26 protein-coding genes are annotated in these 22,231 nt (G+C 52.3%); 8 read left to right on the top strand and 18 right to left on the bottom strand.

The window, feature by feature from the left end; all coding sequences use genetic code 11:
* Positions 1–115 precede the first annotated feature (115 nt).
* Positions 116–742: an SOS response-associated peptidase gene (locus IPN69_06225; protein ID MBK8810317.1), complete on the bottom strand. Its 627-nt coding sequence runs from the start codon at positions 740–742 to the stop codon at positions 116–118.
* A 28-nt stretch (positions 743–770) separates the two neighbouring features.
* Between IPN69_06225 and IPN69_06220 the strand changes: the two genes are divergently transcribed.
* Positions 771–920 carry a hypothetical protein gene (locus IPN69_06220; GenBank protein MBK8810316.1) on the top strand — a complete coding sequence of 50 codons (150 nt, stop codon included), beginning with the start codon at positions 771–773 and terminating at the stop codon, positions 918–920.
* A 113-nt stretch (positions 921–1,033) separates the two neighbouring features.
* The gene (locus tag IPN69_06215; protein MBK8810315.1) at positions 1,034–1,438 is read left to right on the top strand and encodes an EVE domain-containing protein; all 405 of its coding nucleotides are present in this window, start codon (positions 1,034–1,036) and stop codon (positions 1,436–1,438) included.
* 143 nt (positions 1,439–1,581) lie between these two features.
* Here IPN69_06215 and IPN69_06210 read toward each other — a convergent pair whose 3' ends face one another.
* From IPN69_06210 to IPN69_06195, 4 genes are all read right to left on the bottom strand, one after another.
* Positions 1,582–2,799, bottom strand: coding sequence for a hypothetical protein (locus IPN69_06210; protein MBK8810314.1), 1,218 nt, complete (start codon positions 2,797–2,799; stop codon positions 1,582–1,584).
* A gap of 193 nt (positions 2,800–2,992) precedes the next feature.
* Entirely contained in the window at positions 2,993–4,060 is a 1,068-nt protein-coding gene (locus tag IPN69_06205) for a hypothetical protein (protein ID MBK8810313.1), read from the bottom strand.
* Between the two features lie 83 nt (positions 4,061–4,143).
* Entirely contained in the window at positions 4,144–5,610 is a 1,467-nt protein-coding gene (locus IPN69_06200) for a hypothetical protein (protein ID MBK8810312.1), read from the bottom strand.
* Positions 5,607–6,323, bottom strand: a complete 717-nt coding sequence (locus IPN69_06195; protein MBK8810311.1) for a hypothetical protein — start codon at positions 6,321–6,323, stop codon at positions 5,607–5,609. The genes IPN69_06200 and IPN69_06195 overlap by 4 nt, the downstream gene beginning before the upstream one ends.
* A 220-nt stretch (positions 6,324–6,543) precedes the next feature.
* Here IPN69_06195 and IPN69_06190 point away from each other — a divergent pair, with 220 nt between their 5' ends.
* Positions 6,544–7,170, top strand: coding sequence for a hypothetical protein (locus tag IPN69_06190; protein MBK8810310.1), 627 nt, complete (start codon positions 6,544–6,546; stop codon positions 7,168–7,170).
* 94 nt (positions 7,171–7,264) lie between these two features.
* Positions 7,265–7,870 carry a hypothetical protein gene (locus IPN69_06185; GenBank protein ID MBK8810309.1) on the top strand — a complete coding sequence of 202 codons (606 nt, stop codon included), beginning with the start codon at positions 7,265–7,267 and terminating at the stop codon, positions 7,868–7,870.
* A gap of 137 nt (positions 7,871–8,007) precedes the next feature.
* Here IPN69_06185 and IPN69_06180 read toward each other — a convergent pair whose 3' ends face one another.
* From IPN69_06180 to mqnE, 11 genes are all read right to left on the bottom strand, one after another.
* Complete coding sequence (locus IPN69_06180) at positions 8,008–8,373, bottom strand: DUF4329 domain-containing protein (GenBank protein ID MBK8810308.1); 366 nt, start codon at positions 8,371–8,373, stop codon at positions 8,008–8,010.
* A 25-nt stretch (positions 8,374–8,398) separates the two neighbouring features.
* The gene (locus IPN69_06175) at positions 8,399–8,827 is read right to left on the bottom strand and encodes a DUF1801 domain-containing protein (protein MBK8810307.1); all 429 of its coding nucleotides are present in this window, start codon (positions 8,825–8,827) and stop codon (positions 8,399–8,401) included.
* A 9-nt stretch (positions 8,828–8,836) separates the two neighbouring features.
* Positions 8,837–9,451 carry a hypothetical protein gene (locus tag IPN69_06170; GenBank protein ID MBK8810306.1) on the bottom strand — a complete coding sequence of 205 codons (615 nt, stop codon included), beginning with the start codon at positions 9,449–9,451 and terminating at the stop codon, positions 8,837–8,839.
* A complete protein-coding gene (locus tag IPN69_06165; protein MBK8810305.1) occupies positions 9,451–9,936 on the bottom strand; it encodes an SRPBCC domain-containing protein in 486 nt (161 codons plus the stop codon). Before IPN69_06165 ends, IPN69_06170 begins: the two co-directional genes overlap by 1 nt.
* A 2-nt stretch (positions 9,937–9,938) precedes the next feature.
* Positions 9,939–10,265 (bottom strand): winged helix-turn-helix transcriptional regulator, encoded by a 327-nt coding sequence (locus IPN69_06160; GenBank protein MBK8810304.1) that lies wholly within the window; start codon positions 10,263–10,265, stop codon positions 9,939–9,941.
* A gap of 147 nt (positions 10,266–10,412) precedes the next feature.
* Entirely contained in the window at positions 10,413–11,483 is a 1,071-nt protein-coding gene (locus IPN69_06155; protein MBK8810303.1) for an energy transducer TonB, read from the bottom strand.
* Complete coding sequence (locus IPN69_06150) at positions 11,480–11,842, bottom strand: hypothetical protein (protein MBK8810302.1); 363 nt, start codon at positions 11,840–11,842, stop codon at positions 11,480–11,482. The genes IPN69_06155 and IPN69_06150 overlap by 4 nt, the downstream gene beginning before the upstream one ends.
* 65 nt (positions 11,843–11,907) lie before the next feature.
* Positions 11,908–13,302 carry a Fic family protein gene (locus IPN69_06145; GenBank protein MBK8810301.1) on the bottom strand — a complete coding sequence of 465 codons (1,395 nt, stop codon included), beginning with the start codon at positions 13,300–13,302 and terminating at the stop codon, positions 11,908–11,910.
* 435 nt (positions 13,303–13,737) lie between these two features.
* Positions 13,738–13,953 (bottom strand): type II toxin-antitoxin system HicB family antitoxin, encoded by a 216-nt coding sequence (locus IPN69_06140; protein MBK8810300.1) that lies wholly within the window; start codon positions 13,951–13,953, stop codon positions 13,738–13,740.
* 8 nt (positions 13,954–13,961) lie between these two features.
* A complete protein-coding gene (locus IPN69_06135; protein MBK8810299.1) occupies positions 13,962–14,132 on the bottom strand; it encodes a type II toxin-antitoxin system HicA family toxin in 171 nt (56 codons plus the stop codon).
* Positions 14,129–15,232, bottom strand: a complete 1,104-nt coding sequence (gene mqnE, locus IPN69_06130; protein MBK8810298.1) for an aminofutalosine synthase MqnE — start codon at positions 15,230–15,232, stop codon at positions 14,129–14,131. The genes IPN69_06135 and mqnE overlap by 4 nt, the downstream gene beginning before the upstream one ends.
* Before the next feature lie 208 nt (positions 15,233–15,440).
* Between mqnE and IPN69_06125 the strand changes: the two genes are divergently transcribed.
* The gene (locus IPN69_06125; protein MBK8810297.1) at positions 15,441–16,754 is read left to right on the top strand and encodes an amidohydrolase family protein; all 1,314 of its coding nucleotides are present in this window, start codon (positions 15,441–15,443) and stop codon (positions 16,752–16,754) included.
* A 42-nt stretch (positions 16,755–16,796) separates the two neighbouring features.
* Positions 16,797–18,101 (top strand): amidohydrolase family protein, encoded by a 1,305-nt coding sequence (locus tag IPN69_06120; GenBank protein ID MBK8810296.1) that lies wholly within the window; start codon positions 16,797–16,799, stop codon positions 18,099–18,101.
* Positions 18,102–18,630: 529 nt separating this feature from the next.
* Here the strand turns inward: IPN69_06120 and IPN69_06115 are convergent.
* Positions 18,631–19,497, bottom strand: a complete 867-nt coding sequence (locus IPN69_06115) for a UbiA family prenyltransferase (protein MBK8810295.1) — start codon at positions 19,495–19,497, stop codon at positions 18,631–18,633.
* Between the two features lie 51 nt (positions 19,498–19,548).
* Here IPN69_06115 and IPN69_06110 point away from each other — a divergent pair, with 51 nt between their 5' ends.
* Positions 19,549–20,004, top strand: a complete 456-nt coding sequence (locus IPN69_06110) for a hypothetical protein (protein MBK8810294.1) — start codon at positions 19,549–19,551, stop codon at positions 20,002–20,004.
* A gap of 8 nt (positions 20,005–20,012) precedes the next feature.
* The gene (locus IPN69_06105; protein MBK8810293.1) at positions 20,013–20,546 is read left to right on the top strand and encodes a metal-binding protein; all 534 of its coding nucleotides are present in this window, start codon (positions 20,013–20,015) and stop codon (positions 20,544–20,546) included.
* A gap of 356 nt (positions 20,547–20,902) precedes the next feature.
* On the opposite strand, the gene IPN69_06100 is transcribed toward IPN69_06105, so the two are convergent.
* On the bottom strand, positions 20,903–22,120 hold the full coding sequence (locus IPN69_06100; GenBank protein ID MBK8810292.1) for a hypothetical protein: 1,218 nt from the start codon (positions 22,118–22,120) through the stop codon (positions 20,903–20,905).
* Positions 22,121–22,231 lie beyond the last annotated feature (111 nt).

Genomic DNA, 22,231 nt, shown 5'->3' with positions numbered 1-22,231 from the left:
TTCTGTCGGCATCGTCATCGTACGCGAACGTCGTTGCTTATGGTGATGAGAGCCGGCCTACAATCAGAGACCAAACAGGAATCCCTTGCAATCGGCCTTTGTTTCGAAAACGTATCTAACTTTGATCAGTCAACGGATACATCTTCTCCAACGAATTCTCCAACTTCTCGCCGACCAACTCGCCTTCGAATGGCAGGAGCATCTGAACGCCGCCTTCGTTGAGCCATCGTTCCTGATCGGCGAGTCCGCCGAGGACGACCGGCATTCGGCGGTGGATCGGTTTCATAAACGCGTTCGGGTCGGTCGTGATGATCGCGAACGAATGATAATGGACGCCTTCGATCGAGAAATTGCTCCACAAACCGGCGAGCGCGAACGGGCGATCGCGTTCGGGCATTCCGATCTCGAGCGGCGGTTCGCCCTTGACGTTCCATTCGTAGAACGACGTCACCGGAACCAGGCAGCGGCGTTTGTGCAGCGCGCCGCGCCAGAGAAAGCTTTTTTCGAGCTTTTCGGCGGCCGCGTTGAACGTCGTATATTCGGTGCTGAACTCCTTTCCGCCTTCTTTTTGAAACCACCATTTCGCCGCAACCGTGTGCGCTTCTTGATCGTCGTTGACGACGATCTGCACCGTTTGCGTCGGCTTGATGTTCGGCCGGAAAAGATCCTCGCCCGGATCGAACTTGTAGATGAACTCCCGAAAGTCCGCGCGACGGCCTTTTTGTGATATTCTTCCGCACATAATTTGCAATCATAGGCGGTGAATTCCTATGACTGCAAACACGATCGCGATCGGCACGGCAGAGGGGCTCTTCATTTTTGATCGAAATGACGGCAGTTGGGTAGTGCCGCTCAATTATCAGCTATCCGCTTTCAACTCCCAGCTATTCCGAAATGGCAAAGCGTTAATGGACGTCTGATGAGATCGCTGCCGTCCATCGATCCGCCTTTACGGCAAAAATCGAAGCCGGCGGCGGAAAGCCGACGCGCTGACGAATTGTGAAATCCAGAGGCTTCGGCTATTTTGAATGCTATGAACTACTGGCTCGTAAAACAGGAACCGACATCTTATTCGTTCGAAGATCTGGTTCGAGACGGAAAGACCGAGTGGACCGGCGTGCGCAATTACCAGGCGCGGAATTTTTTGCGTGAGATGCGGGTCGGCGACGAGGTTTTGTTTTATCACTCGGGCGCGGTCAAAGCGGTCGTCGGCAAAGCAAAGGTCTGCCGCGCGGCTTATCCGGATCCGACGGCCAGCGACCCGGCCTGGATCTGCGTCGATATCGAAGCCGTCGGCCCGTTCGCAAATCCCGTCGAACTCAACGCGATGAAGGCCGAACCGTCGCTGGCGAATATGATGCTCATCAAACAAGGACGGCTTTCGGTGACGCGTCTCACGGATCGTGAATTCACGACCGTCACGAATCTCGGCGGCTAGAGTTTGCCGATCGCCTTGAGCGCATTTTCAAACGCGCCCGCGTCTTCCTGCGCGGTTACGCGCGTGACGGCTGAAGAATCTGTGGTGTTTGGGAAGATGGTGATCTAGGGAAAAGCGGGTAGCCATTGTCCCAACTTTTGTAGCTAGCGCGCCAGCTCGCCGTTTGGGTATATCACCGCGCCAACGCATTTGGCGGGGATATTCCCGGAACATTCGGTAACCTTGAAGTCTGCCTCCTTCCACTTAAAAAAGAAGGTGTAGCGAAAGCGCCAGAGGATGACACGATGGTCGGGCATGACGAGCCAATATGAGTTGTAGTAGTCCAGTCCACCGCCGACCGATATCAGCGCTATCTCTCGACGGTTCTTTTCAACTTCAAGCGCGAGTTCCGGTCGCCCGATTTTCTGCATGTCAGCCATGAATCGTTCGAGCGCTTTCGGGCTCAACGATGCATCGCGCACAAAACGGATCGCGACCGGGTATCCTCCGCTTTCAATAGCCGCGCGTAACCACGGTACGGAGAAAACCAGTTCGCGGTATTTGCCGATATCGGCTTGAAAAAGATCGAGGTTCAGCACATCGCCTTTGTTGTGTACGAGAATCAGACGATAGGTCAAAACGGTCTTTTCGCCAATCGGCCGGAGCGTCGCCTGAAGGTTCTTCTCATCGGAGTTCCCGTTCACCCATTCCTTTCCGAAATCGAGTCCGTGTGTAAAATTTACTTCTGCCGAAAGGATATGGAAATCTCTTTTCAAGACGGCGAGGGCCGGCCCCGCCTTGTTTTCCGCGTCGAGCATTTCCCATTCGGGCTCGATCATTCGCATTATTCGCTCCGCGAGTTCGGCTCGAAAGCCTTCGCCTGCAATGCGTTCGCGGTTCGTGAAGTTCTTGGGTAAGAGCGCCGACAAAGTGCGCGAGATTCGGGCGTTGTAATTAACCTTGCTCTTGCCGCCGCGTTCGATACTCCAGGGCAGCATGAAAACCGGTTGCGAATCCGAACTCACGACAATCGTTGTGCCGTCGATTTCTCTAATGGTGATCTTGATTCTCGGATAATCGTCAGTCCAGCCACCGCGAAAAAAGTCAATCAGGGCTTCGCCATTGATCTTCTGGGAGTCGCGAAAAGTGGAAAGAAAAAGCTCGACTTGATTTTTGGCGGCCAGTTCTATGAATCCCCCGGCGTATTCTTTTGCCGCGGGCAGAGCATTTGAATCGAGCCATTCCTGGGAGATCCCGACGCTTTCCATCGTCGGCTTTTCGGCATCGGGCTCATCGACAGCATCGAGAAACGCCTCGACCATCGCGGTCTCAATTCGCTTGCCATCGGCCTTATAACCTTTTTTGTCGCGAACTATCTTCAAGGTGCTTTTGCCAAGAGGACCGAGTCCACCCCACTCGGAGTCAATGCTGATCTCAACCGTATTTCGCGGTAATGCTGAGAAGGGGAACATAAGCGTCAACAATGTAAGGATTATTATTCTCATTAAAAAAGGTTGGATGCCGAAATCGGAAAAGCGTTTCCTCTAGGTCAATGCTTTCCGCCCGGCAATTCTTTCAAAGCATCGAAATCGCCTTGAGCGCATTTTCAAACGCGCCCGCGTCTTCCTGAGGCCGGCAACTAACGGCGCGGTCGTCGACGAACGCGAGCGCGAGCGGTTTTCCGAATCCCGTGTAAACCTCGTCAAACGGCAGCGCGTTTTCATTCAGCCAGCGCTCGATGTGGTTTTTGAGACGCGCGACCTCATCGCCGCGCACGCTCTCCGCGTTGATCCGGGAAGTGTAGATTATCACCCGAAATTTCTTTCGGATCTCCGTCAAGAACTCGCGGCTTCCAGAGATCGGTTCACCGATCTTTTCCATCCCGCGCCAACCGTCGTAACGCGCGATAACGCTGTCGAGATCGACGCAGACCGCGGAACGGTGCCGCGTTTTCGGCTTTGCACGCGGACGCTTCGACTTTTGCGTCGCCGGCAGAGGCATCGGCCTCAATGATAGAAGATGCTCGATCGCCGAAATCCCTTCAAGCCAGGGTTCGTCGGGGTCATCGTCGCTCCAAACCTTCGAAAAATGCTGATGCGTGTGATGGCGTCCGGGCATCCGAAGCCATTTGCCCAGTCCCTCGACACGGCCTGAGCTGGGAAACAGTTCCGGCGATTGCGCGAGTCCGATCTCCTTGTAATCGGAAACGATCTCCACGAGATATCGGTGGACATCAGCGACCGGATAGGGACGATCGAGCAGGCAGATCAAATGCAGTCCGCCGAAGCCGTTCGAGTCGATAATGCACGGATCGAGTTCCGCGGCGCGCATCTTCCTGAACCAACGGGTTGCGGCGGCGAAATTGAGTCGTGATTTTTCATGAAAGTCTTCGGGATCGTGAACGTCGAGATCGATCGCGAACCAGCGGCACGTTTCCTCGATCGATACGAGATGAAGCCCGATCAGATGCCCGGCTTTCAATCCTTTGAAGTGCCGGACGAGTTTCTCGTGCGAAACGAAGTCTTTCTTTTGTTCGCGCAGATCCTTGACGGGAAGCGTGACGGCGCTGACCTTCGGCCCGACCACCGTGTTCTTGACCGTGTATTGGCCCCAGACGTCGAAACGGTTGACGAGATGGTCCATCGCCCAGTCCGCGAGACGCTCGGCATTCTCACGCCATTCGGCGGCGATCCAGCGCAGGTGCGGGTCGTTGAAGATCTCGTCGATCAGATGACTTTCTCCCAGCCCTTCTTGATCGATTTTTCGATCATTTCGGCGAACATCGCGTTTGCCTGCTCGACGGTATTCGCCGGTTGGATGTTTCGCGCGATCGGTTCAGCGCGCCCTGAGCTGAAATCGGTGTAGTAAACGACGAACGGCAAAAAGTCGCGCGACGCTTCCTTGTTCGTTTTCCAGAGCAGGAACTTGCGAACCATCATCTTGTCGCCCTGCGTCTTCGTGTAGACAACGCGTTCGACCATTTCCGACTTCGGCAGTTGAATATCGTCGATCTTGAGGTCAACATCCGGAATCGGCACGATGCCGTCGATCTGACGAATATGTATGTCCGCCAGCGAAGCTCGCTTGTCGTCGCGCAGACGGACGAACTGCGGCGAAATGATGCTTACGAACGGCAAACGCCGGCACGCGACCCAGCGCGCGTCGTCGGGTTGCCAGTCGATGACCATCCGGTTGATCTCGCCGCCGCGCGCCTTTTCCGAAATGATGTCGAGGCATTTCAACTCGATCACGAACTTGGGTTTCACCATTTCATAGGCAACGTGATCGGAATTGACCTCTGTGTAATTCGACGGCGCGACGCTGTCTTTCAATTCGCCGAACAGATCGCGCCGCTGTTTTTCGGTGAATCCGCCGCCGACCTTGGTCAGAATATGAAACGTGTCATCGGGCCGTTTGACGCCGACGAGCAGATCGTGGAGCATTCCCTTTCGGTCCTCGACGCTCTCGCTGAAGCCGATGACCGCGGCGTCGATCGTGTGCGTCGGTTTGATCTTCCAGCCGCCCTGATCGCCCCAAACGACGATCCCTTCGGAATTCCCGTTGAGAACCCAATCCTGGTAAATACGGATGACGTCCGAACCTGACTCGACTCTCTCAAAATCGACGGGTTTGACGAGCTTGGCTCCTTCGAACAACTTCGCCAGCCTTTCGAGCGCGGCCGCCCAATCGGTGATCGTCGAATCGTCGATCTCGACGACACCGAACGGGGCGAGCGAAATATCGTTCAACTCATTTTCGTCGCGCGGGTTGCGGATGACACGGATCGCGTCGTGAACGCGTTCGCGGCCGTCCTGGCGCTTGCGGTGGAAAAGTTCGCAAGCGATGATCGCCGAACCGACGCCGACTGCTTTGAGGATCGAGGCCGCCTCGACAATGCACGGCAGGCCGACGCGGACCGTTCCGCCCGGATTGACGGTCAGCGCTTCGCGCCCGTCGAAACACAAAAGGCAGAATTCGCCGTCGATCTTGCGGCTGGCGACGAGTTTGCCGCTTTTCGGGAGTTTCTCACCGATCTCGTCGCCGTTTGTCGGATAAAGCAGTCCGCTGATGCGCCTTTTGAAGTCCTGCGCCTTGACCTGAAGACTGAAATTCTCGAGCGCGGTCGCGGGCCCGACCATATAGCCGCCGAGCTTTTGGGTGAACTGCGCGATGTCGTGGTTGAGCGAGATCATTCCGCGGCTTCCTCCGGCTTTCCTTTCGGCGCCTTAAATTCCATATTGGATAAGTGAAGCAGCAAAAGATACTTATCGCCGTCGACACGGCCTTCGAGAAAACCGCGATAGGGTTTTCCGCCGCGCTGGAAGATCAGCGGTTGGTTGCCCTTTCCGGCGCCGAGCAGCATAAACGAGTCCTTTTCGTCGAGTTCTTTGGCGATCTCGTAAAGGAAATCGTAAGTCAATCCGTTGTTATGCGTGATCTGCTTCAGTCCGGTGAAGACGAACTTCCGGATCGCCTCTGATTTCTTGATAAACTTCCCGGACCAGACCAACGGCACGTCTGAATTTATGTTCTGCGGCTCGATCCGGCGCGGACGGCGTTCCTTGAGGTTTCCCTCGGCGTCGGTGATGACCTCGAATTCCTCGACGTGATAGGCGATCTCGCCGTCCACCGCATAGACACGCGACGTTTCCGCGAGAAGTTTTCCGAACGTTTCAAGATCGACTTCCGGGTCGGATTCAACGATTGCCTTTGCGAGATCGTTGAGATCGCCTTCGAACTCGCGCAGCAAACGGTCGGTCGAGTGCTTGATGTCGCATTGCAGAAGCCGTACGGTTTTCGCCTCGCGCCGTTTTTCGTCGAGCCAGCGAATCGCGCGTTTCGGGCGCACGCCGAGTAGCGACACTCGTGCGTCGCGACGGTTCTTGTTGGCCAGATTTATCGGCATAATTTGCGTTTGAAATGCTTTTGAATTACTCTCGTTTTTGCCTTTTCATCCTAGCACAGCCGGGGGGATTTTGGATAAGATTTCTGTTCCAAAAGAATTCGACCATACCGGTTTTTTGCGGCAGTTCTTGGCCGTCGAAAAACCGGACGCTTATCCTTCCGCGATTTGGCTTGCGCTTGTAAATTCATTAATAGCGGAACTTACGAATCACGAACGAGAAATGATCGCGATCCGGCAGGAAACGGGCGCAAGGGTCGCGCCTTCGAATCGGGCAGCCTTTCTTCGCGCCGAACGCAAGCTCCGGTCGCTGCCCCAGTTCGCCGTGCTGGACGATGCGTTGACGGCATTCGAGAGCGCTTATTTTTGCACGCTCGTCGACGGGAAATGCGCTCGTTGCGGCCGCCCCGCCGAAGTCGGTGGACCGCTTTGCGGTGCCCGATTCGAGGCGAAGTCAGAACCGGATCAAACGGCGGAGATCAAATCCGACGATCGCGACGCCGTGTCGGCGGAAGAGCAACCTCCGGCGAGCGATCCTTTGCTCGATTTTTTCAAGATTCCGTACGAACCTGGCGAGATCAGCGGTTTCGAATACGACGCGCTGATCGATTCGGCGCCGGTCATCGTCTGGAGACCGACCTGCGAAATCGAGGCGGATTTCGTCGGAGATATGCTTTACGAGGCCGCAGAAGCGGGCGTAAAACGCGTGTTTCTGATTGCCCGCACCGAGATGGCGCCTGACAAACTTCCGATGCATCCAAACGTTGCGCTGATCCTGTTGCCGATTCCGCCGAGTTTCAGCGGACCGACCCAAGGCGTCATCGAAACCGACGAAGTCGTTTATTCGTAAAAGTAACGCGTTCACGGGAGTTACGCGTTCACGCGTGACTCTTACGAGATCGGGCACGAAATTTTAAGTTCTTGAAGGAGTTGAATGATCCCTGATGGCGCGGAATCTTGTTTTTAACTTCGACGGAGCGGAACTGACCGCCGGCATCGAGAAGATCGACCGGTCGAAGCTCTACGGCTCGGTCGCAATCGAGGCGGTCGATGAAAACGGTGCGAGAGCCGAGATGATGTCGCTCGCCTCCGATGGCCAAACGCTGTTCGGGATCGGCGGCACGGCTTTTGCGACGCTCTCGCAGGAGAACGATCCGTTGAAGCGGGAGACTCTTGTCGCGTATTCGAACGAAGGCGAACCGCTCGAAACCGTTCCGTCTTCGTTCGACGCTCCGATTCCGGTGTCCGAGCAAACAACGATCGAGGACTATCTTTCGCACCTCGTGAAATCCGTTTATCTTCTTACCGGCGAACAGGCTTCGCCGATCGCCGAACGGCTCACGAACGGCGCGATCTACAAATTCCAATTCAGCTACCGCGGCGGCGTAATGCCCGACATTGCGTTTCTGCTTTCGAACGCCGAGAATCTACCGTTTCTCATTTTGACGACGCCGGCGAACATCAATTACGTCGGATTCCAGGACGCGGCCGCGTTTTACGAAGAACCCGACGAGGAAACGGACGACGAACTCGATTTCGAGATGATCTAAGTAAGAGTAACGCCTTCAGGCGTGATTGACTCGGCGCACGCCAATCTTGAGTTCACGCGTAAACGCGTAACTCTTACATCGTTGTCGCGTTTGTAGGTTATGACGATGTTGATTTTTTGGGAAGATCTGGCTGTCGGTCACCTTGTAATGACCAATTCGCCAAGATAAAATTCGCCCGTCAAATCAAAGTCATCAGTAACCGCACGAATATCGGTCAAACTCGGTTCTTCCTGGAAATCCTTTCCAGTATTCGGATGCGTGTGGAACGAGGCGACAATGTCGCGTCCATCAACAAAGCAATTCTTATGAGTCGGTAGGACAATCTCATTCTGCAAGCCCTTTTCCCAACGAACAACCATTAAATTTCCATCATCATCGGCAACAATAAAGCCGCATTCTTCATGGCCTCCGGTTATGTCAGGTTCGGAATCAAACCACGCCTTTTTTAATTCGACTTGGATTAATTCGTTTTCAAGAAGATCGTTTGCAGTTGTTCCGTCCATTAATTTCAATGGATTTTATGATCGGTCACGTCTTAGGATTCTCAAACCCAAATCGAATTGCCGCTTCGAGAACATCAATGTTTATATCGATTAGAGTTTTGAACCTTATGCAATATCCGGTCACGCTCGCCTTGCCGAGATCTTTTCCGTACGTTTCGGCCAGGTATTTCTTGTCTTCGATACCAAGGATATAGACAGAGATTCCGGTTTTGTTTGCGCTCAAGCCGATTTGATAGAACTCTTTGGTTGAATCGTCGGCATATCTAATGATGCGAGAGCCGTATCCGATATTGGGATTAGAAACGATCTTGCCTTCGTCGTTTGTACCGTCGAGGAACCATAGTTTGGATGACGGCATTATTTGCAGAAAGCGGGCGTGCAACTCTTGCATCTCGCTGCGTTTTGGTTCAGGTTGGCTGGCAATGTACCGTTTGATTTGTTCTTGTACGTTCATTTGGCAAATCTAATTAATTAATCGCTGGTCATCATGGATTACTCCCAGCAGGTCTGCATTTGGGACATTCTTCAGATCGTTCACATAGTACAGCCCAACCTCGGCAAGAAATTCTCCTAAGTCGTCCCAAGCGATTTCTGTCTCAAAATTCTTTGTCCCGTCGGGACGGTTATTCCAGAATGTAACCCTCGCCTGGGAAGCATCTATAGAAAAATTTGCATGGGACAACGAATTGCGAAGAAGACGAAGAAAGTCGAAGGTATCAAGATTGCCGTCCGTCGGTATCGCGACTGAGAATTTGCTTCGGGTCAAAAATCGGAAGTTGGTACCACTCCTTTCCCAAATTTCCCTTGGGACCACAAGCAGCCCATACATCAATAAAATAACTGTCCCTTGGTTTTTTGTGTGATAGAAACTGTAATCTTCAATTCTCTGGTTTGTCAGGAAGTCAGTGAAAAACTCAGAAATTGATTGGTTTGGATTCGTCCTTAATTGTTCGTCAAACTGAAAAAGGAATTGCCCATTAAACCAAGTCCACACCGGAATCTCTTCGCGTGATTTATTCATTTTATCCACTGATTGTTTATCGTCCGCTTTGATTTGAGGCGATGCCGATTCCGACATCACTGCGCCTGCGACAACTCCGCCAGCAGTTCTTCCAGATTTTTCAACTGCATCTTTGCTCCTTCAACAAAGCCGAATTCGATCATTCTCTCCAGGCGTTCCAGTGACTCGTTGTAGATCGAAATGCTGACCTTTGTCGATCCGCCTTGATCGCTGAAATTCAAGTCCCAATCGGAACCCGGCAATTCGGGGTTTTCGTTTTCGTCCGAGAATGCGTTAAAGAACTTGAAATTGGATTTTGGCGTTATGGAAGTATATTTCTGAATTGACCAACGCTCATGCCCCTCGGGGCTGACCATCGCGTAGAATCGCCGACCGCCCTCTCTGAACTCCATAACCTTCGTTCTCGATGCAAACGGCTTCGGCGCCCACCACTGGTCGAGCAGTTCAGGTTTAGTATAAGCGTCCCAGACGAGGTCACGTTCGGCTTCAAATTCTTTCGTGATCACGACGGTCTTTGTCTCTTTGTTTACAATAAATTCCATATTTATGCCTCATTTCTCTGCTTTTTCATTACCTCGAGAACCTCGTCGAGCTGTTCAAAACGGGTTTCCCAGATCTTTCTGTATTGCTCCAGCCATTCGTCGATCTCTTTCATCTTCTCGATCTCGAGCGAATAAAAGATCTCCCGCCCCTTTTGTTGCTGCCGTACCAATTCACATTCCGTCAGAATCCGCAGATGCTTGGAAACTGCTTGCCGGGTCGTGTGAAAATTTTCGGCGATCGCGTTCGGCGTCATTGCCTGGAGCGCGATCAACGCAATGATCGCGCGTCTTGTCGGGTCGGCTATGGCTTGAAAAACGTCTCGTTTCATGATTTCGGACACAAGTATGCAACCAAATGGTTGCGGGTGTCAAGTGCAACCGAACGGTTTCGTGAATCCGTCGAAAGATGATTTGTGAAGAATGTGTTTTGTGAGGGAATTAATGGGTCAGTGACAATTCTTTCGTCAAAAGAGTAATTATTCCTCAACAACTTTGCCGTTGAGCATCAGGACGGACTTACCTTCTATAACGATCTTTCCAGCATACCTAGCCTGACTTTTCTCAAACTTCCACTTTTTTATTGCGTTCGTAAGAACCGCTCTCAATAAGGGATGACCGGAAATTGGAGTTACACACTCGAGTTCGCCCTCGGGAGAAATGACGAGTTCAAAAACGGATTCTCCTGTCGCTCTTACTGCTCTGGCAGCCGGTGGATAATTGGGCATTTCGCTTGAAACAACCCTTTTGTTTAGCTCCGCTGTGGCGATCTGCGAAGCTCCGTCCATTGACGTGCAAATCGTTGTGTTTTCTTTGACCGGAAAAACTGGGTCTTTCTCTTCAGCCTGTTTTGATGAAAGGAGAAAATGGAGAGATGGAATTCTGTCTTTCACCTCATCCAAGACCGCACCGTTTTGGAGATTTACACGAATATCGAAGAATTGCTCATCCTTAGCAGGTTTGACAACCTTAAGAATGAGTTCGCTCTTCGTGTAATCAATTTGGTGGATGCCATGCCAATGGATCGAACTCGTGCTTGCGGGCAAATTGTATATGTCACTTTCCGTCAGAAAGTCTGTCAATCCAAGTTTCTTGATGAGGGTGCCGGATTTACCGTTGTAAATCGCAACAACATTATCGCCGTAACCTACACCATGCCAGTTATCGAACGTGATGACGTACTCGCCGTTGTCGGAAACAAGGGCGCTCACCGGTGCGACTTCGTTATCAAGTCGTACGTTCCAAAGCCTCTTTCCTTTCGCAAAGAAGGTTCCTTTGCAGATGTTATCCGGAATACCCTTTACCGCTCCAGCATTAACTCTCTCGTCAACCTTATCTTGAAAATACGATAACTGACTTTCGAGTTTCTTAGGTTCAACCTTCAAGCAATACTTTTTGTTTGCAGAACAATACTTCTCGACCGTAGGTAATCTCCATGTATCCGCACGTGCGACGGTCGATAGTCCAAAAAGAAGAACGAGGAACAAATAGAAATAACTTTTCATTGCAGAATAGGATGCCCTGATTGGTCCTTGGTTTGCATATTTCACCACTCTTGAATAACAACGCCAAGTTGCCCGTCAGTTAACGCGAATTCTTTTGCTCCCCAGGGGCGAAGAGTGATTTTCTTGAGGTTTGGATGAAGAAATTCACGATGAGATCTGGAAACCTTGTCGTAAACTTCTTCGATATTCTTGGTCACCAACCTGAACTCTGGATTATGCTCCAAGGCGAGTTCCGCGTTTTGAAAGAGATTGATCCGCAGGCCGTCTTTTTCCAAAACACAAAATGGCCGGCGGGATTTTATTTCATCGTGCCCGACCGCAAATCCCAGACAATCGACAAAAAATTTCAAACCATCGGCTATGTCGACATAAAATATATTTGGAACCAGTTTTTCAAAATTCATTGTTAGCTTAATCGTTTTGTCTTATAGATGCTGAAATCAAGACTGCTGTGTCGCCCACTATTTGGTTATTGAAGTTCTTTCCAGGCTTGGAATTCGCTTGGCAATACTTTGAATCGTGCGATGTTTCCTTCATGCAAGTTGAGGAACTCAGTTTCTATGAGGTTAAAAAGAGCGGCCCGGTCAGCCTCAGGAATTTTGTTGTTAATCGATTCGTTTATTCGCCGCACGAGTTGTGGTCCCGGAATTTGTTCGAGAATGATAGACCTCACAATATCATTGATTGCGGATCTGTATTTCAGTTTTAACACATTCGGCTCACCCATAGATTGCTGGATCGCGGTATATTTTTGCGACGAACGCGTGTAAGCCCAAACGTAAAGATCGCGGATCAAACTTACATCGTTCCGTTCGTAAACTCCGAGCAATGCGGCGACATACGCCGATTGTTGGACCTCCGTAAACGAGAGCGGTTTCAGATTCTTTCTTATCAAAGGAATATTCGCGACGAGCCTCCCCGTTCTTTTGTTTACATCTTCAAATGCCTGCAAATAAGACAAATGCACGATGGAAAAAAGGGATTGCTCGAACGGATCGTTTATTTCATTGACTTTTTCAATGAACAGATCAAGGCATTCACGGATCAAGTGAGCGTTTTCGAGAGGAAGGTATGTCGTTCCGGCAATGCCAACAATGATTGTTCTAAGACGGCCCGACGCGGATGCGTCACCCAAGAGATTTTCGGACAATAAAGCATGGACGCTACAGATCTCTTGAAAAGTTATCCGATCTTCTTCTGCCGATTCAACGATATATTCGATCGCCGCCTTGTGATTCAATATCATCTGAGCTTCGGTGAGGTCTCGTCCATCGGCGGTTTCTCCAAGCTCGATCAGCCGTTTGGTTTCGAGCAGCGAATAGGTATTACCCTCGAGCCGGCTTGAATTCCATGACAGATCGATCAAAAGCCGGTTCAAGATGTTTTTGGCATACGTCCCTGCCGGACGCACGACCGCCTCGACCTGTCCGACCTTTTGCAGATTATTTCTCTGGTCGGCTGTGAGATAAAAGGTCTTGTTTGGCTCGTACGCTCGCAGAAACTCCTGATCGTACCCGACCGGAGTTCGTGCTGTGAGCGGTTTGGAAATGTATTTTAGGAGCCGCTTCGAATCGGAAGACAGGATGTCCTCTGCCCCAGCATAAGGATTTGCCTCGGTCGGTGCTTCAGGTGTCTCTTGTGTTACTTTTGGAACATACACCCGTGACCTGCCTTCGCCTTTCGGCGCGATCAGGTTCTTTCGTTCCAAAGCAACCAATGCCCTTCGAATAGCTCTGCGTTCCGTTACGTCATCTTTCGACTTGCCGCGAGCAGCCGCTATCGCTCGAATACTGACTTGTGAATCATTGTCCAAGAGCTGGAGGGCAAGAGCCTGGATCTCATCTGATTTTTGCTTTGAACGCATTTATTCCCTCTAAATATGACACATCTATGTCATATTTAAGCGTAAGTATGACATTGTACTGCCGCAATAACAAACTAGATGTCATATTTAACCTCAATTATGACATTTAGGACGGTGCCGATATCACAAAACCACGCGAAATGCCTGGCTATAACCCGAAGACAGAGATCCCCTTCGGAATACCTACGTTTGTTGAATAGTTTTAGAAGACCAGACCGGTGCTGAATCTGTAATTATGGTCAGTCCCGGCTTTGAATTTGATCGGGTTATAGTCGATCTGGAAGAGGTGAAGGGCAAATCTTTTCTTTAGCCTGACGTCGAAGCCCCCGCCGAATCCGCCCGCAAGTCCGGTTTCCGCGGTACTGGCCGGGCACGGGATGATCGCAATACACGCAAACCCGCCGCTCAACGAACAAAGTGGGACATCTCACCGATTTACACCGGCCGAACTTCGACGTAATCGCTTTTCGATATCGCCGGCGGAATTTTTGCTCCTGTCACCGATAGGTCTTCCAGGTGAAATTCGATTGCTTCTTGGATCAAATGTTTTACCTCTTCTTCACTTTCAGCAACGGCAACACAACCTGGAAGGTCGGGGACGTAAGCCCCCCAACTCGTCTCGCCTTCTTCGATGACAACCATATATCGCATAACTAATCTTATCTCTTCAACCCAGCTTGTTTAAGAACACTGTTTAATGTGCCAACCGGCATATCGACACTCTCTTTTCCCGGTTTGACCGGATGATGAAAATGGCGATGGCTCCCACGCCTTCTGACAAGGATCCATCCATCTTTTTCGATCAATTTTATTACATCGTTGACTTTCAAGCGGCAATCTTCTCCACCCGGTTATAAACCGTATCTCTCTCAACCGCCTCGAATCCGGCGTTCTCGATCAGCGCGATCAACTGTTGTTTCGTCATCTTTACCTCGCCGTTCTCGATCGAGTAGGCTTCGGTCAGTTCACCGCCGTCGGTGATCGTGCCGTCGAGGTCGTTCGCGCCGAAATGAAGCGCGACCTGCGCGAGGTGTTTGCCGAGCATCACCCAGTACGCCTTCACATGATCGAAATTGTCGAGCATCAGGCGCGAGATGGCGATCGTCTTCAGCGAATCGACGCCGTCGGGACCGGGAAGCGACGACAGCGCGCTGTCCGGCGGATAGAAAGCGAGCGGGATGAAGCACTGGAAACCGCCCGATATGTCCTGCTGCTCGCGAAGCCGGACGAGATGGTCGATCCGATCCTCGATCGTCTCGATATGACCGTAGAGGATCGTCGCATTGGTCTTGACTCCGGCTGCGTGGCATTTTCCGGCGAGTTCGAGCCAACGGTCGCCGCCGCATTTATGGTCGCAGATGCGCGAGCGCGTCGGTTCGGCAAAGATCTCGGCGCCGCCGCCGGGGCACGAATCCATTCCGGCCGCCTTGAGCTGTTCGATCAGATCCTCGTCCGACATCTTGTAGAACCGGGCCATAAAATCGAGTTCGACCATCGTCAACGCCTTGACGTGAAGCTTGGGAAAGTTCTCCTTGAGAGCGGAAAACAGGCCGGTGTAATAATCGAACGGCAATTTCGTGTTCAGACCGCCGACGATATGCAGTTCGGTCGCGCCTTCCGCGACGGCGTTGCGGGCGATCTCGACGCCTTCCTCGATCGAGTGCGTGTATGCGTCCGTATCGCGTGCGCGCCGGTAAAAGTTGCAGAACTTGCAGTCCGCGACACAGATATTGGTGTGATTGAAATGCCGGTTGACGTTGAAATAAGTCGTCAGGCCATGCCGCTTGCGGCGTACGTGATCGGCCAGTTTCCCGAGCGCGTTCAGGTCGCCGGTCCGGTAAAGCTCGATTCCCTCATCGAATGTCAAACGATCGCCCGCTTCAACTTTTTCAGCGATCCGGTTCAGATTTGTATCAAAAGAAAATTGCATATTGTTTTCACGCCAACCGTGTTCGTCGGTAATTCTGTTTGGTAGATGCAAAGCACGTTCCAAAGCAAATAAGTGAAATCTTATCAAAACGCGCCGCGAATGTTTATCCGAAGTAACGTCCGTTGCTTGACCTTGCGGGAATCTGCGGTTAATTTGAGACACAACTCCTTTGGCAATCCGCAAAAAGTCTGGAACGAGGATTCGTAAAATGCGAAAACTAGGAAGTCTGATCATCATCACGACGATGCTCTTCGCCTCGGCCGTGAATGCCGAATCACCGAGAATCACCGTCATCAAAGCCGGCAGATTGGTTGACACCGAAAAAGCGGTCGTCCTTGAAAATCAGTTGATCCTGATCGAAAACAACTTGATCAAGGCCGTCGGAACGAACCTGAAGATTCCGGAGGGCGCAATCGTCATCGATCTTTCGAATTCATACGTTCTGCCCGGCTTCATCGACGCGCACGTTCATCTGACGAGCGAGACGGACGGAAATTACTACGACAATCTTTTTCGCCGGTCATTTGTCGATTCGGCAATTACCGCCCATCTTAACGCCAAGGCCACGCTCGATGCCGGTTTTACGTCCGTGCGCAATCTCGGCGCCGACGCCTTCATCGACGTTGCGCTGAAGAATGCGATCAACTCCGGAAAGATCCCGGGGCCGCGGATGCAGATCGCGACCTTCAACATCGCGGCGACCGGAAACAGCGCGGCCGGAGCGAATCATCGTGATTTGAGCGGATTCTCGCCGTGGCTCGATTCGCGTCTTCCGGAAGAGATCTCGAATGTTGCCGACGGCCCTGAAGGACTTCGGAAAAAGGTCCGATACCTCATCAAGTATGGTGCCGAAGTGATCAAGTTCCGCGCGAGCGGCGGCGTTTTGTCGGAGGAAGCGCAGGTTGGTGCGCCGAAGTTCTCGCAGGAAGAAATGAACGCCATAGTCGCCGAGGCAAGGCTTCACGGCATCAAGGTGGCAGCGCACGCTCACGGGGCCGAGAGCATAAAGATGGCGATCCGCGCGGGCGTCGATTCGATCGAACATGGTTCCTTTCTCGATGATGAAGGTATCCGGATGATGAAGGAACGCGGAACCGTTCTGGTCGCAGACATCTATAACGACGATTACATTCTCGCCGAATTTGGAAAACTCGGCTATCCGGACAAGATCCTCGAAAAGGAGCGCTTCGTCGGGCGGACACAGCGCGAAAATTTCCGAAAGGCGGTCGCAGCAGGTGTCAAAGTCGCGTATGGTACGGACGCCGGAGTTTATCCGCACGGTTGGAACGCGAAGCAGTTCTCGAAGATGGTCGAATGGGGATTGACGCCGATGGAAGCGATCCGTGCGGCGACGGTGGGTTCCGCCGAACTGCTTGGATGGTCGGGAGCGGTCGGTTCGATCGCGCCAGGAAAGTTCGCCGACATCGTTGCCGTGCCGACCGATCCGTTGCGGGACATAACGGTTTTGGAAAAGCTCGGATTCGTAATGAAGGACGGAAACGTCGTGCGATCCGGGCGTTAGGATATGGATCTGCGGATTAAGTCCGATCGATTGTAAAAAAAAATGAAAAGCATAAAAAGAACATTGGGACTTGCCGGACTGTTGATCGTGTCGTTTGCGGCGTTCGCAAGCGCACAAGCAACGAAGATAACGGCGATCAAGGCCGGCAAGCTTGTCGATACTGAAAAGGGCGTCGTGCTCGAAAATCAGGTCATTCTGATCGAGAACAACATCATCAAAGCCGTCGGACCGAGCCTGGCGATTCCCGCCGGAGCGACCGTGATCGATCTTTCGAATTCGACCGTTATGCCCGGATTCATCGACACGCACGTCCATCAAACAGGTCAATCCGAAGGCAATTACTACGACACGCTGTTTCGACAGTCGTTCGTTGACGCAGCGGTGACCGCGCATATTTATGCGAAACGAACGCTCGACGCGGGCTTTACCGCCGTTCGTGACGTTGGATCGGAAGGGTTCGTTGCGTTGGCGCTGAAGAATGCGATCAATGCCGGGAAAATTCCCGGTCCGCGAATGCAGGTCGCGAACTATTACATCGGCTCGACCGGAAGCCACGGCGACCTCGTCGGATTCTCGCCTTGGCTCGGGAGCCGGATGCCCGAAGAAATGTCGGGCATCGCCGACGGTGTCGACGGCGTGCGCAAGAAGGTTCGTTATATGATCAAGTACGGCGCGGACGTCATCAAGTTCGGCGCGAGCGCGGGGGTTTTGACCGAAGAGGCGAGCGTCGGCGCACCCCAATTCACGCAAGAAGAGATGAATGCCATCGTCGATGAAGCGAAGATGCACGGCATCAAAACTTGCGCGCACGCCCACGGGACTGAAGCGATCAAGATGGCGATCAAGGCCGGCGTCGCGTCGATCGAGCACGGTTCGTTCATCGACGACGAAGGTATCCGGATGATGAAGGAGCGCGGGACGTATCTTTCGGCCGATATTTACAACGACGATTACATAATGGCCGAATTTGCCAGGCTCGGATATCCGCAGAAGATCCTCGACAAAGAGAAACTGGTCGGACGCACGCAACGCGAGAATTTCAGGAAATGCGTTGTCGCCGGCGTGAAGATCGCTTACGGTACCGATGCGGGGATATTCCCGCACGGCTGGAACGGGAAGCAGTTCGCGAAGCAGGTCGAATGGGGACAGACGCCGATGCAGGCGATTCAATCGGCGACGATCGTTTCCGCCGAACTCCTCGGCTGGCGCGATCAGATCGGTTCAATCGCGGTCGGGAAATTCGCCGACATCGTCGCCGTCAACGGCAATCCGCTCGCGGGTATCGCGATCCTGGAGAATGTCCAGTTCGTGATGAAGGACGGAATTGTCGTTAAGGCCGAGAAGTGAGAAGTGAGAAGTGAGAACTGGGAACTGAGAACTGAGAAGTGAGAACTGGGAACTGAGAACTGGGAGCTGAGAACTGAGAACTGGAAACTGAGAAGTGAGAACTGGGAACTGAGAAGTGAGAATTGGGAGCTGAGAAGTGAGAACTGAGAGCTGAGAAGTGAGAACTGAGAACTGAGAAGTGAGAAGTGAGAACTGGGAACTGAGAAGTGAGAACTGGGAGCTGAGAGCTGAGAACTGGAAACTGAGAACTGAGAAGTGAGAACTGAGAGCTGAGAACTGAGAGCTGAGAGCTGAGAGCTGAGAGCTGAGAACTGAGAACTGAGAACTGAGAGCTGAGAACTGAGAGCTGAGATGTAATAGTGCTCAATTCTCAGTTCTCACTTCTCAGTTCCCAGTTTCCAGTTCTCCGTTCCCAGTTCTCCGTTCTCAGCTCTCAGTTCCCAGTTCGCACTTCTCAGTTCCCAATTCTCCGTTCTCAGCTCTCAGCTCTCAGTTCTCACTTCCCAGTTCCAAGTTTCCCCCACTTTTCTCATCGAAGGAAAACCGCGCCGCCGAAGGTTAGGAGAAGAATTATGCTGACGAATGCGTTTGTCGTAAAAAATGCGGCGTTCATCCGGCTCAAATCGGTCGGTTTGACCAGCGTGTGCTGGTAAATCAGAAGCGTTCCGACCCCACCGACGCCGGCGAGCGCGAGCCATCCAAGCTCGGTGACCGCGTAGAAAAGCAGCAAAACAAAAAACGCCTGAACGTGAAAGATCCGCGCGATCCAAAGCGAGTTCCGAATGCCGAAGCGCGCCGGGATCGATTGCAATCCCGCCTTGCGGTCAAACTCATAATCCTGACACGCGTACATCACGTCGAAACCCGCCGTCCACATCATCACGACCATCGAAAGAAGTATCGGAACTTCGGAATCGAGCGAACCGCGAACCGCGATCCACGCGGCCGTCGGACTGATCGCCAGCGCCCAGCCGAGAATCAGATGGGCAAAGCTTGTGAATCGCTTGGCGTAGGAATAACCGAGCACGCTCAGCAAAGCGATCGGAGAGAGTACGAGCGTCAGCCAATTCAAAAAGTATGCAGCCAGTTCAAAGAGAACGACCGAAGCCGCGAGAAACATCCAGGCGAAGCCGACCGACAGTTTTCCGCTCGGCAATTCCCGTCCAGATGTTCGCGGGTTCTCCGCGTCGAATCTGCGGTCGATCAAACGATTGAAGGTCATCGCAGCCGAGCGTGCGCCGACCATCGCGAGAGTGATTCCAAGCATCTGCCGCCACCCCGGAATGCCGTCAGCCGCGAGGATCGCCCCCAGAAATGCGAACGGCAGCGCGAACAGCGTATGTTCGAACTTGATCATTCCGAGCGTGGTCTTTAGTTTTTGCCAAAACGAACCCATTGCCAAGAATCTTATCAAAACTGGTCTCGAATGTTATAATTGCGCCCGATTATGAGTACCGAACTTGTCGAAACCTGGGAGATCAACAACCGCATCGTGCTCTATCTTTTGGACCGGATCGCCGAAGAAAATCTCGTTGATTCGCTGACGTCAAAAGGTCGGAACGTCGGCGAGCAGTTCGCGCATATCAACAATGTCCGTCTGATGTGGCTCAAGTCCGCAATGCCCGAGCTGATGGAAAATGTGGCCAAGGTCGAGAAGACGGACGCGTTGGATAAGGCGAAACTGAACGACGCGCTCAACAGTTCCGGTGCCGCGATCAGCGAATTGATCGCGCGCTCGGGCGGTCGGATCAAAGGGTTCAAACCGCACGCCACGGCGTTCGTAACTTATCTCGGATCGCACGAAGCGCATCACCGTTCGCAGATCATTCTCGCGCTCAAACAATCCGGCCATCCTCTCGATAAGAAAACGCTATTCGGCATCTGGGAGTTCGGCGTCAGGTAAGAAACGAAATGCCAAGCGGGAAAACTCACGACGCAGTAACGTTCCTCTTTATCGTGCCGGTTTTCGCGGTGGCGTATTTGTTCACGCGCGAATACGTTCTGCCGTCCGTCGTCGCGACGGCATTTCTTTTCGGCGGGATCATGTTCGGGCCAGATCTCGATACCTTAAGTCAGCAATACTCTCGCTGGGGCACGTTTCGCTTTCTGTGGCTTCCGTATCAAAAGTTCTTTCCGCACCGTTCGCGTTGGTCGCACGGACTGGTCTTCGGAACATTCTTTCGCGTCGTATACTTTGCCGGCGCTGCAACGGTGATAACATTTATCGCCGCATACATTCTGGCGGTCTACCGCGGCGGAGATCTGCCGCGAATGGCAGAATTTGCCGATGCGTGGCGGTCGATCGGAACATCGGTAAGGTCAAATTTCGGCGACCATTCTATCGCAGCCGCATTCATCGGAGTTTGGCTTGGCGCCGCAAGTCACACTTTAACGGATATGGCCGGAAGTTTCGTACGGACCGGACGGATTGGAGAGTATTTGTGATTGGGATCCCGAGATTTCCGGATGCCGTCTGAACAGAAAGGTTTCAGATGCCTAGTGCGGTTTGTTTGCAGCTTTCATCTATCTATCAATTTTCAGCTATTCCGAAATTTCCGTTTTCGGAATAGTTGAGAATTGATAGCGGATGGTTGATATCGCAGCTATCGCAACTTTCATCTATCAGTTAACCACTTTCAGCTATTCCGAAATTTCCGTTCTCGGAATAGTTGAGAGTTCATAGCGGATGTTGATATCGCAGCTTTCATCTATCAGTTATCCACTTTCAGCTATTCCGAGCATTACCGTTTTCGGAATAGTTGAGTACGTATTCTTGACTAATTGGAATTCTTGAAATGCAATCATCTCCCAATGCGAGCGCTTGCGAGCCTCTGCGATTGTTTGCGGATCGCGTCGGAAATGTTGCGGTTCTTTGCCATCGCAAGCAGATCTTTGGTCTGCAAACGGGTTAGGATCGTGATCGAATTCGAGAGCGGCGTCCGCGGGTTCTGAGCGAGTTTCATCATAATCTGATAATTGCGGGCCCATTTGCGGTTGATCGCGATCAGTCGCAACACTTCTTCGGGAACCGTTCGCATCGTCGCGATCTTTTCGACTTCCTGCTCGGTCAGTTTCGGGTTTTGAATGACCGCCTGCGCGACGATCCGGTTCGGATCGCGGATCAGAATATTGCGGGCTTCGCGGTCGCCCTTCATCGCCAGGCGCATACGATCCTTCATACCCATTCGCATCACACGATTGATCATCGAGATCCGTTCACCGGATACCGAATCCTCCTCGGCTCTGAGTTCACCGAGGATCTTGTTGACGATCGCTTCGCGCTCTTCGTGGGTTTCTTCGTAGAGTTCTTCGATCAGATCGAGCGACAGCCAGCTGTCATCGATCTCGGAATCGAACGCCTCGATATGTTCGGCAAGCAGCAGTGCATCTTGAAACGCCTTATCGTCCGGATCGCCGGACTTCGCAAACTCCGCGCCCTCAATAAACTCCGCGGCCGCTTCCTTGCCCTGCGCGCGCAATTCGCTTGCGATCTGATGGACGCCGCGTTCCTTTTCAAAGAACTCGCGTTTCGTCTCGGCCGCGCGGCGTTCGGCCTCGGCGGTCCGGTAAGGGTTGCCAATGATCGCATCGATGATTCCGGGGGCGCGGATCAGAAGTTGTTGATTGACCGAAATAAGTTCCAGCAGATCGCCGCTCTTCGTTGCGCGTGCGAATTTTGTGATCGCGCCATCCGGAGTCCGGTGATTGACGAGGATTGCTTCGTACGCCTCCGGCCGAAGATTCTCGACATTCGCATAGAAATCAAGAACTCGCGGAGCGACCTCGGTTGATTCGAAAACCTGTTGAAGCGTCTCCGGCGACTGCGACATCAAAGTCTCGTGCGCCGTTTGCGCCAACTCGGCCTCCGGATTGCGAGACAAGAAAACAAGTATCTCAAGCAAATCGTTTTGCCCGATCGGCAAAGCTCCGCGCGCCGCCGCAACGATGGCGGGCTTCGGTGCCCTTCCTTCGATTATTGCCCGGACTGCCGGATTGCTTGAATTGATTTCGAGATCCATATTCAGGAGTCTGGTTGGAATTGTGAGTTTAATCAAGAAAGAAGAAATGACTCGTTGGTCATTTTTAACAATGCAATTGTAGCACAAACATTTTTTACTTGAATAGATTGT

The organism is Acidobacteriota bacterium, from assembly GCA_016715115.1.
Classification (GTDB): domain Bacteria; phylum Acidobacteriota; class Blastocatellia; order Pyrinomonadales; family Pyrinomonadaceae; genus JAFDVJ01.
Note: the sequence above shows the minus strand (reverse complement) of the source record. Positions and strands in the feature narration are given on the sequence as shown.

Excerpts from the sequence above, each read along its gene's own strand:
- IPN69_06105 (MBK8810293.1), top strand. The coding sequence starts at position 20,013 with ATGCCAAGCGGGAAAACTCACGACGCAGTAACGTTCCTCTTTATCGTG.
- IPN69_06120 (MBK8810296.1), top strand. The coding sequence starts at position 16,797 with ATGAAAAGCATAAAAAGAACATTGGGACTTGCCGGACTGTTGATCGTG.
- IPN69_06125 (MBK8810297.1), top strand. The coding sequence starts at position 15,441 with ATGCGAAAACTAGGAAGTCTGATCATCATCACGACGATGCTCTTCGCC.
- IPN69_06160 (MBK8810304.1), bottom strand. The coding sequence starts at position 10,265 with ATGAAACGAGACGTTTTTCAAGCCATAGCCGACCCGACAAGACGCGCG.
- IPN69_06215 (MBK8810315.1), top strand. The coding sequence starts at position 1,034 with ATGAACTACTGGCTCGTAAAACAGGAACCGACATCTTATTCGTTCGAA.
- IPN69_06150 (MBK8810302.1), bottom strand. The coding sequence starts at position 11,842 with ATGAATTTTGAAAAACTGGTTCCAAATATATTTTATGTCGACATAGCC.
- IPN69_06140 (MBK8810300.1), bottom strand. The coding sequence starts at position 13,953 with ATGCGATATATGGTTGTCATCGAAGAAGGCGAGACGAGTTGGGGGGCT.
- IPN69_06195 (MBK8810311.1), bottom strand. The coding sequence starts at position 6,323 with ATGCCGATAAATCTGGCCAACAAGAACCGTCGCGACGCACGAGTGTCG.
- IPN69_06175 (MBK8810307.1), bottom strand. The coding sequence starts at position 8,827 with ATGAACGTACAAGAACAAATCAAACGGTACATTGCCAGCCAACCTGAA.
- IPN69_06165 (MBK8810305.1), bottom strand. The coding sequence starts at position 9,936 with ATGGAATTTATTGTAAACAAAGAGACAAAGACCGTCGTGATCACGAAA.
- IPN69_06145 (MBK8810301.1), bottom strand. The coding sequence starts at position 13,302 with ATGCGTTCAAAGCAAAAATCAGATGAGATCCAGGCTCTTGCCCTCCAG.
- IPN69_06190 (MBK8810310.1), top strand. The coding sequence starts at position 6,544 with ATGATCGCGATCCGGCAGGAAACGGGCGCAAGGGTCGCGCCTTCGAAT.
- IPN69_06115 (MBK8810295.1), bottom strand. The coding sequence starts at position 19,497 with ATGGGTTCGTTTTGGCAAAAACTAAAGACCACGCTCGGAATGATCAAG.
- IPN69_06100 (MBK8810292.1), bottom strand. The coding sequence starts at position 22,120 with ATGGATCTCGAAATCAATTCAAGCAATCCGGCAGTCCGGGCAATAATC.
- IPN69_06170 (MBK8810306.1), bottom strand. The coding sequence starts at position 9,451 with ATGTCGGAATCGGCATCGCCTCAAATCAAAGCGGACGATAAACAATCA.
- IPN69_06185 (MBK8810309.1), top strand. The coding sequence starts at position 7,265 with ATGGCGCGGAATCTTGTTTTTAACTTCGACGGAGCGGAACTGACCGCC.
- IPN69_06110 (MBK8810294.1), top strand. The coding sequence starts at position 19,549 with ATGAGTACCGAACTTGTCGAAACCTGGGAGATCAACAACCGCATCGTG.
- IPN69_06205 (MBK8810313.1), bottom strand. The coding sequence starts at position 4,060 with ATGGACCATCTCGTCAACCGTTTCGACGTCTGGGGCCAATACACGGTC.
- IPN69_06225 (MBK8810317.1), bottom strand. The coding sequence starts at position 742 with ATGTGCGGAAGAATATCACAAAAAGGCCGTCGCGCGGACTTTCGGGAG.
- IPN69_06180 (MBK8810308.1), bottom strand. The coding sequence starts at position 8,373 with ATGGACGGAACAACTGCAAACGATCTTCTTGAAAACGAATTAATCCAA.
- IPN69_06200 (MBK8810312.1), bottom strand. The coding sequence starts at position 5,610 with ATGATCTCGCTCAACCACGACATCGCGCAGTTCACCCAAAAGCTCGGC.
- IPN69_06220 (MBK8810316.1), top strand. The coding sequence starts at position 771 with ATGACTGCAAACACGATCGCGATCGGCACGGCAGAGGGGCTCTTCATT.
- mqnE (MBK8810298.1), bottom strand. The coding sequence starts at position 15,232 with ATGCAATTTTCTTTTGATACAAATCTGAACCGGATCGCTGAAAAAGTT.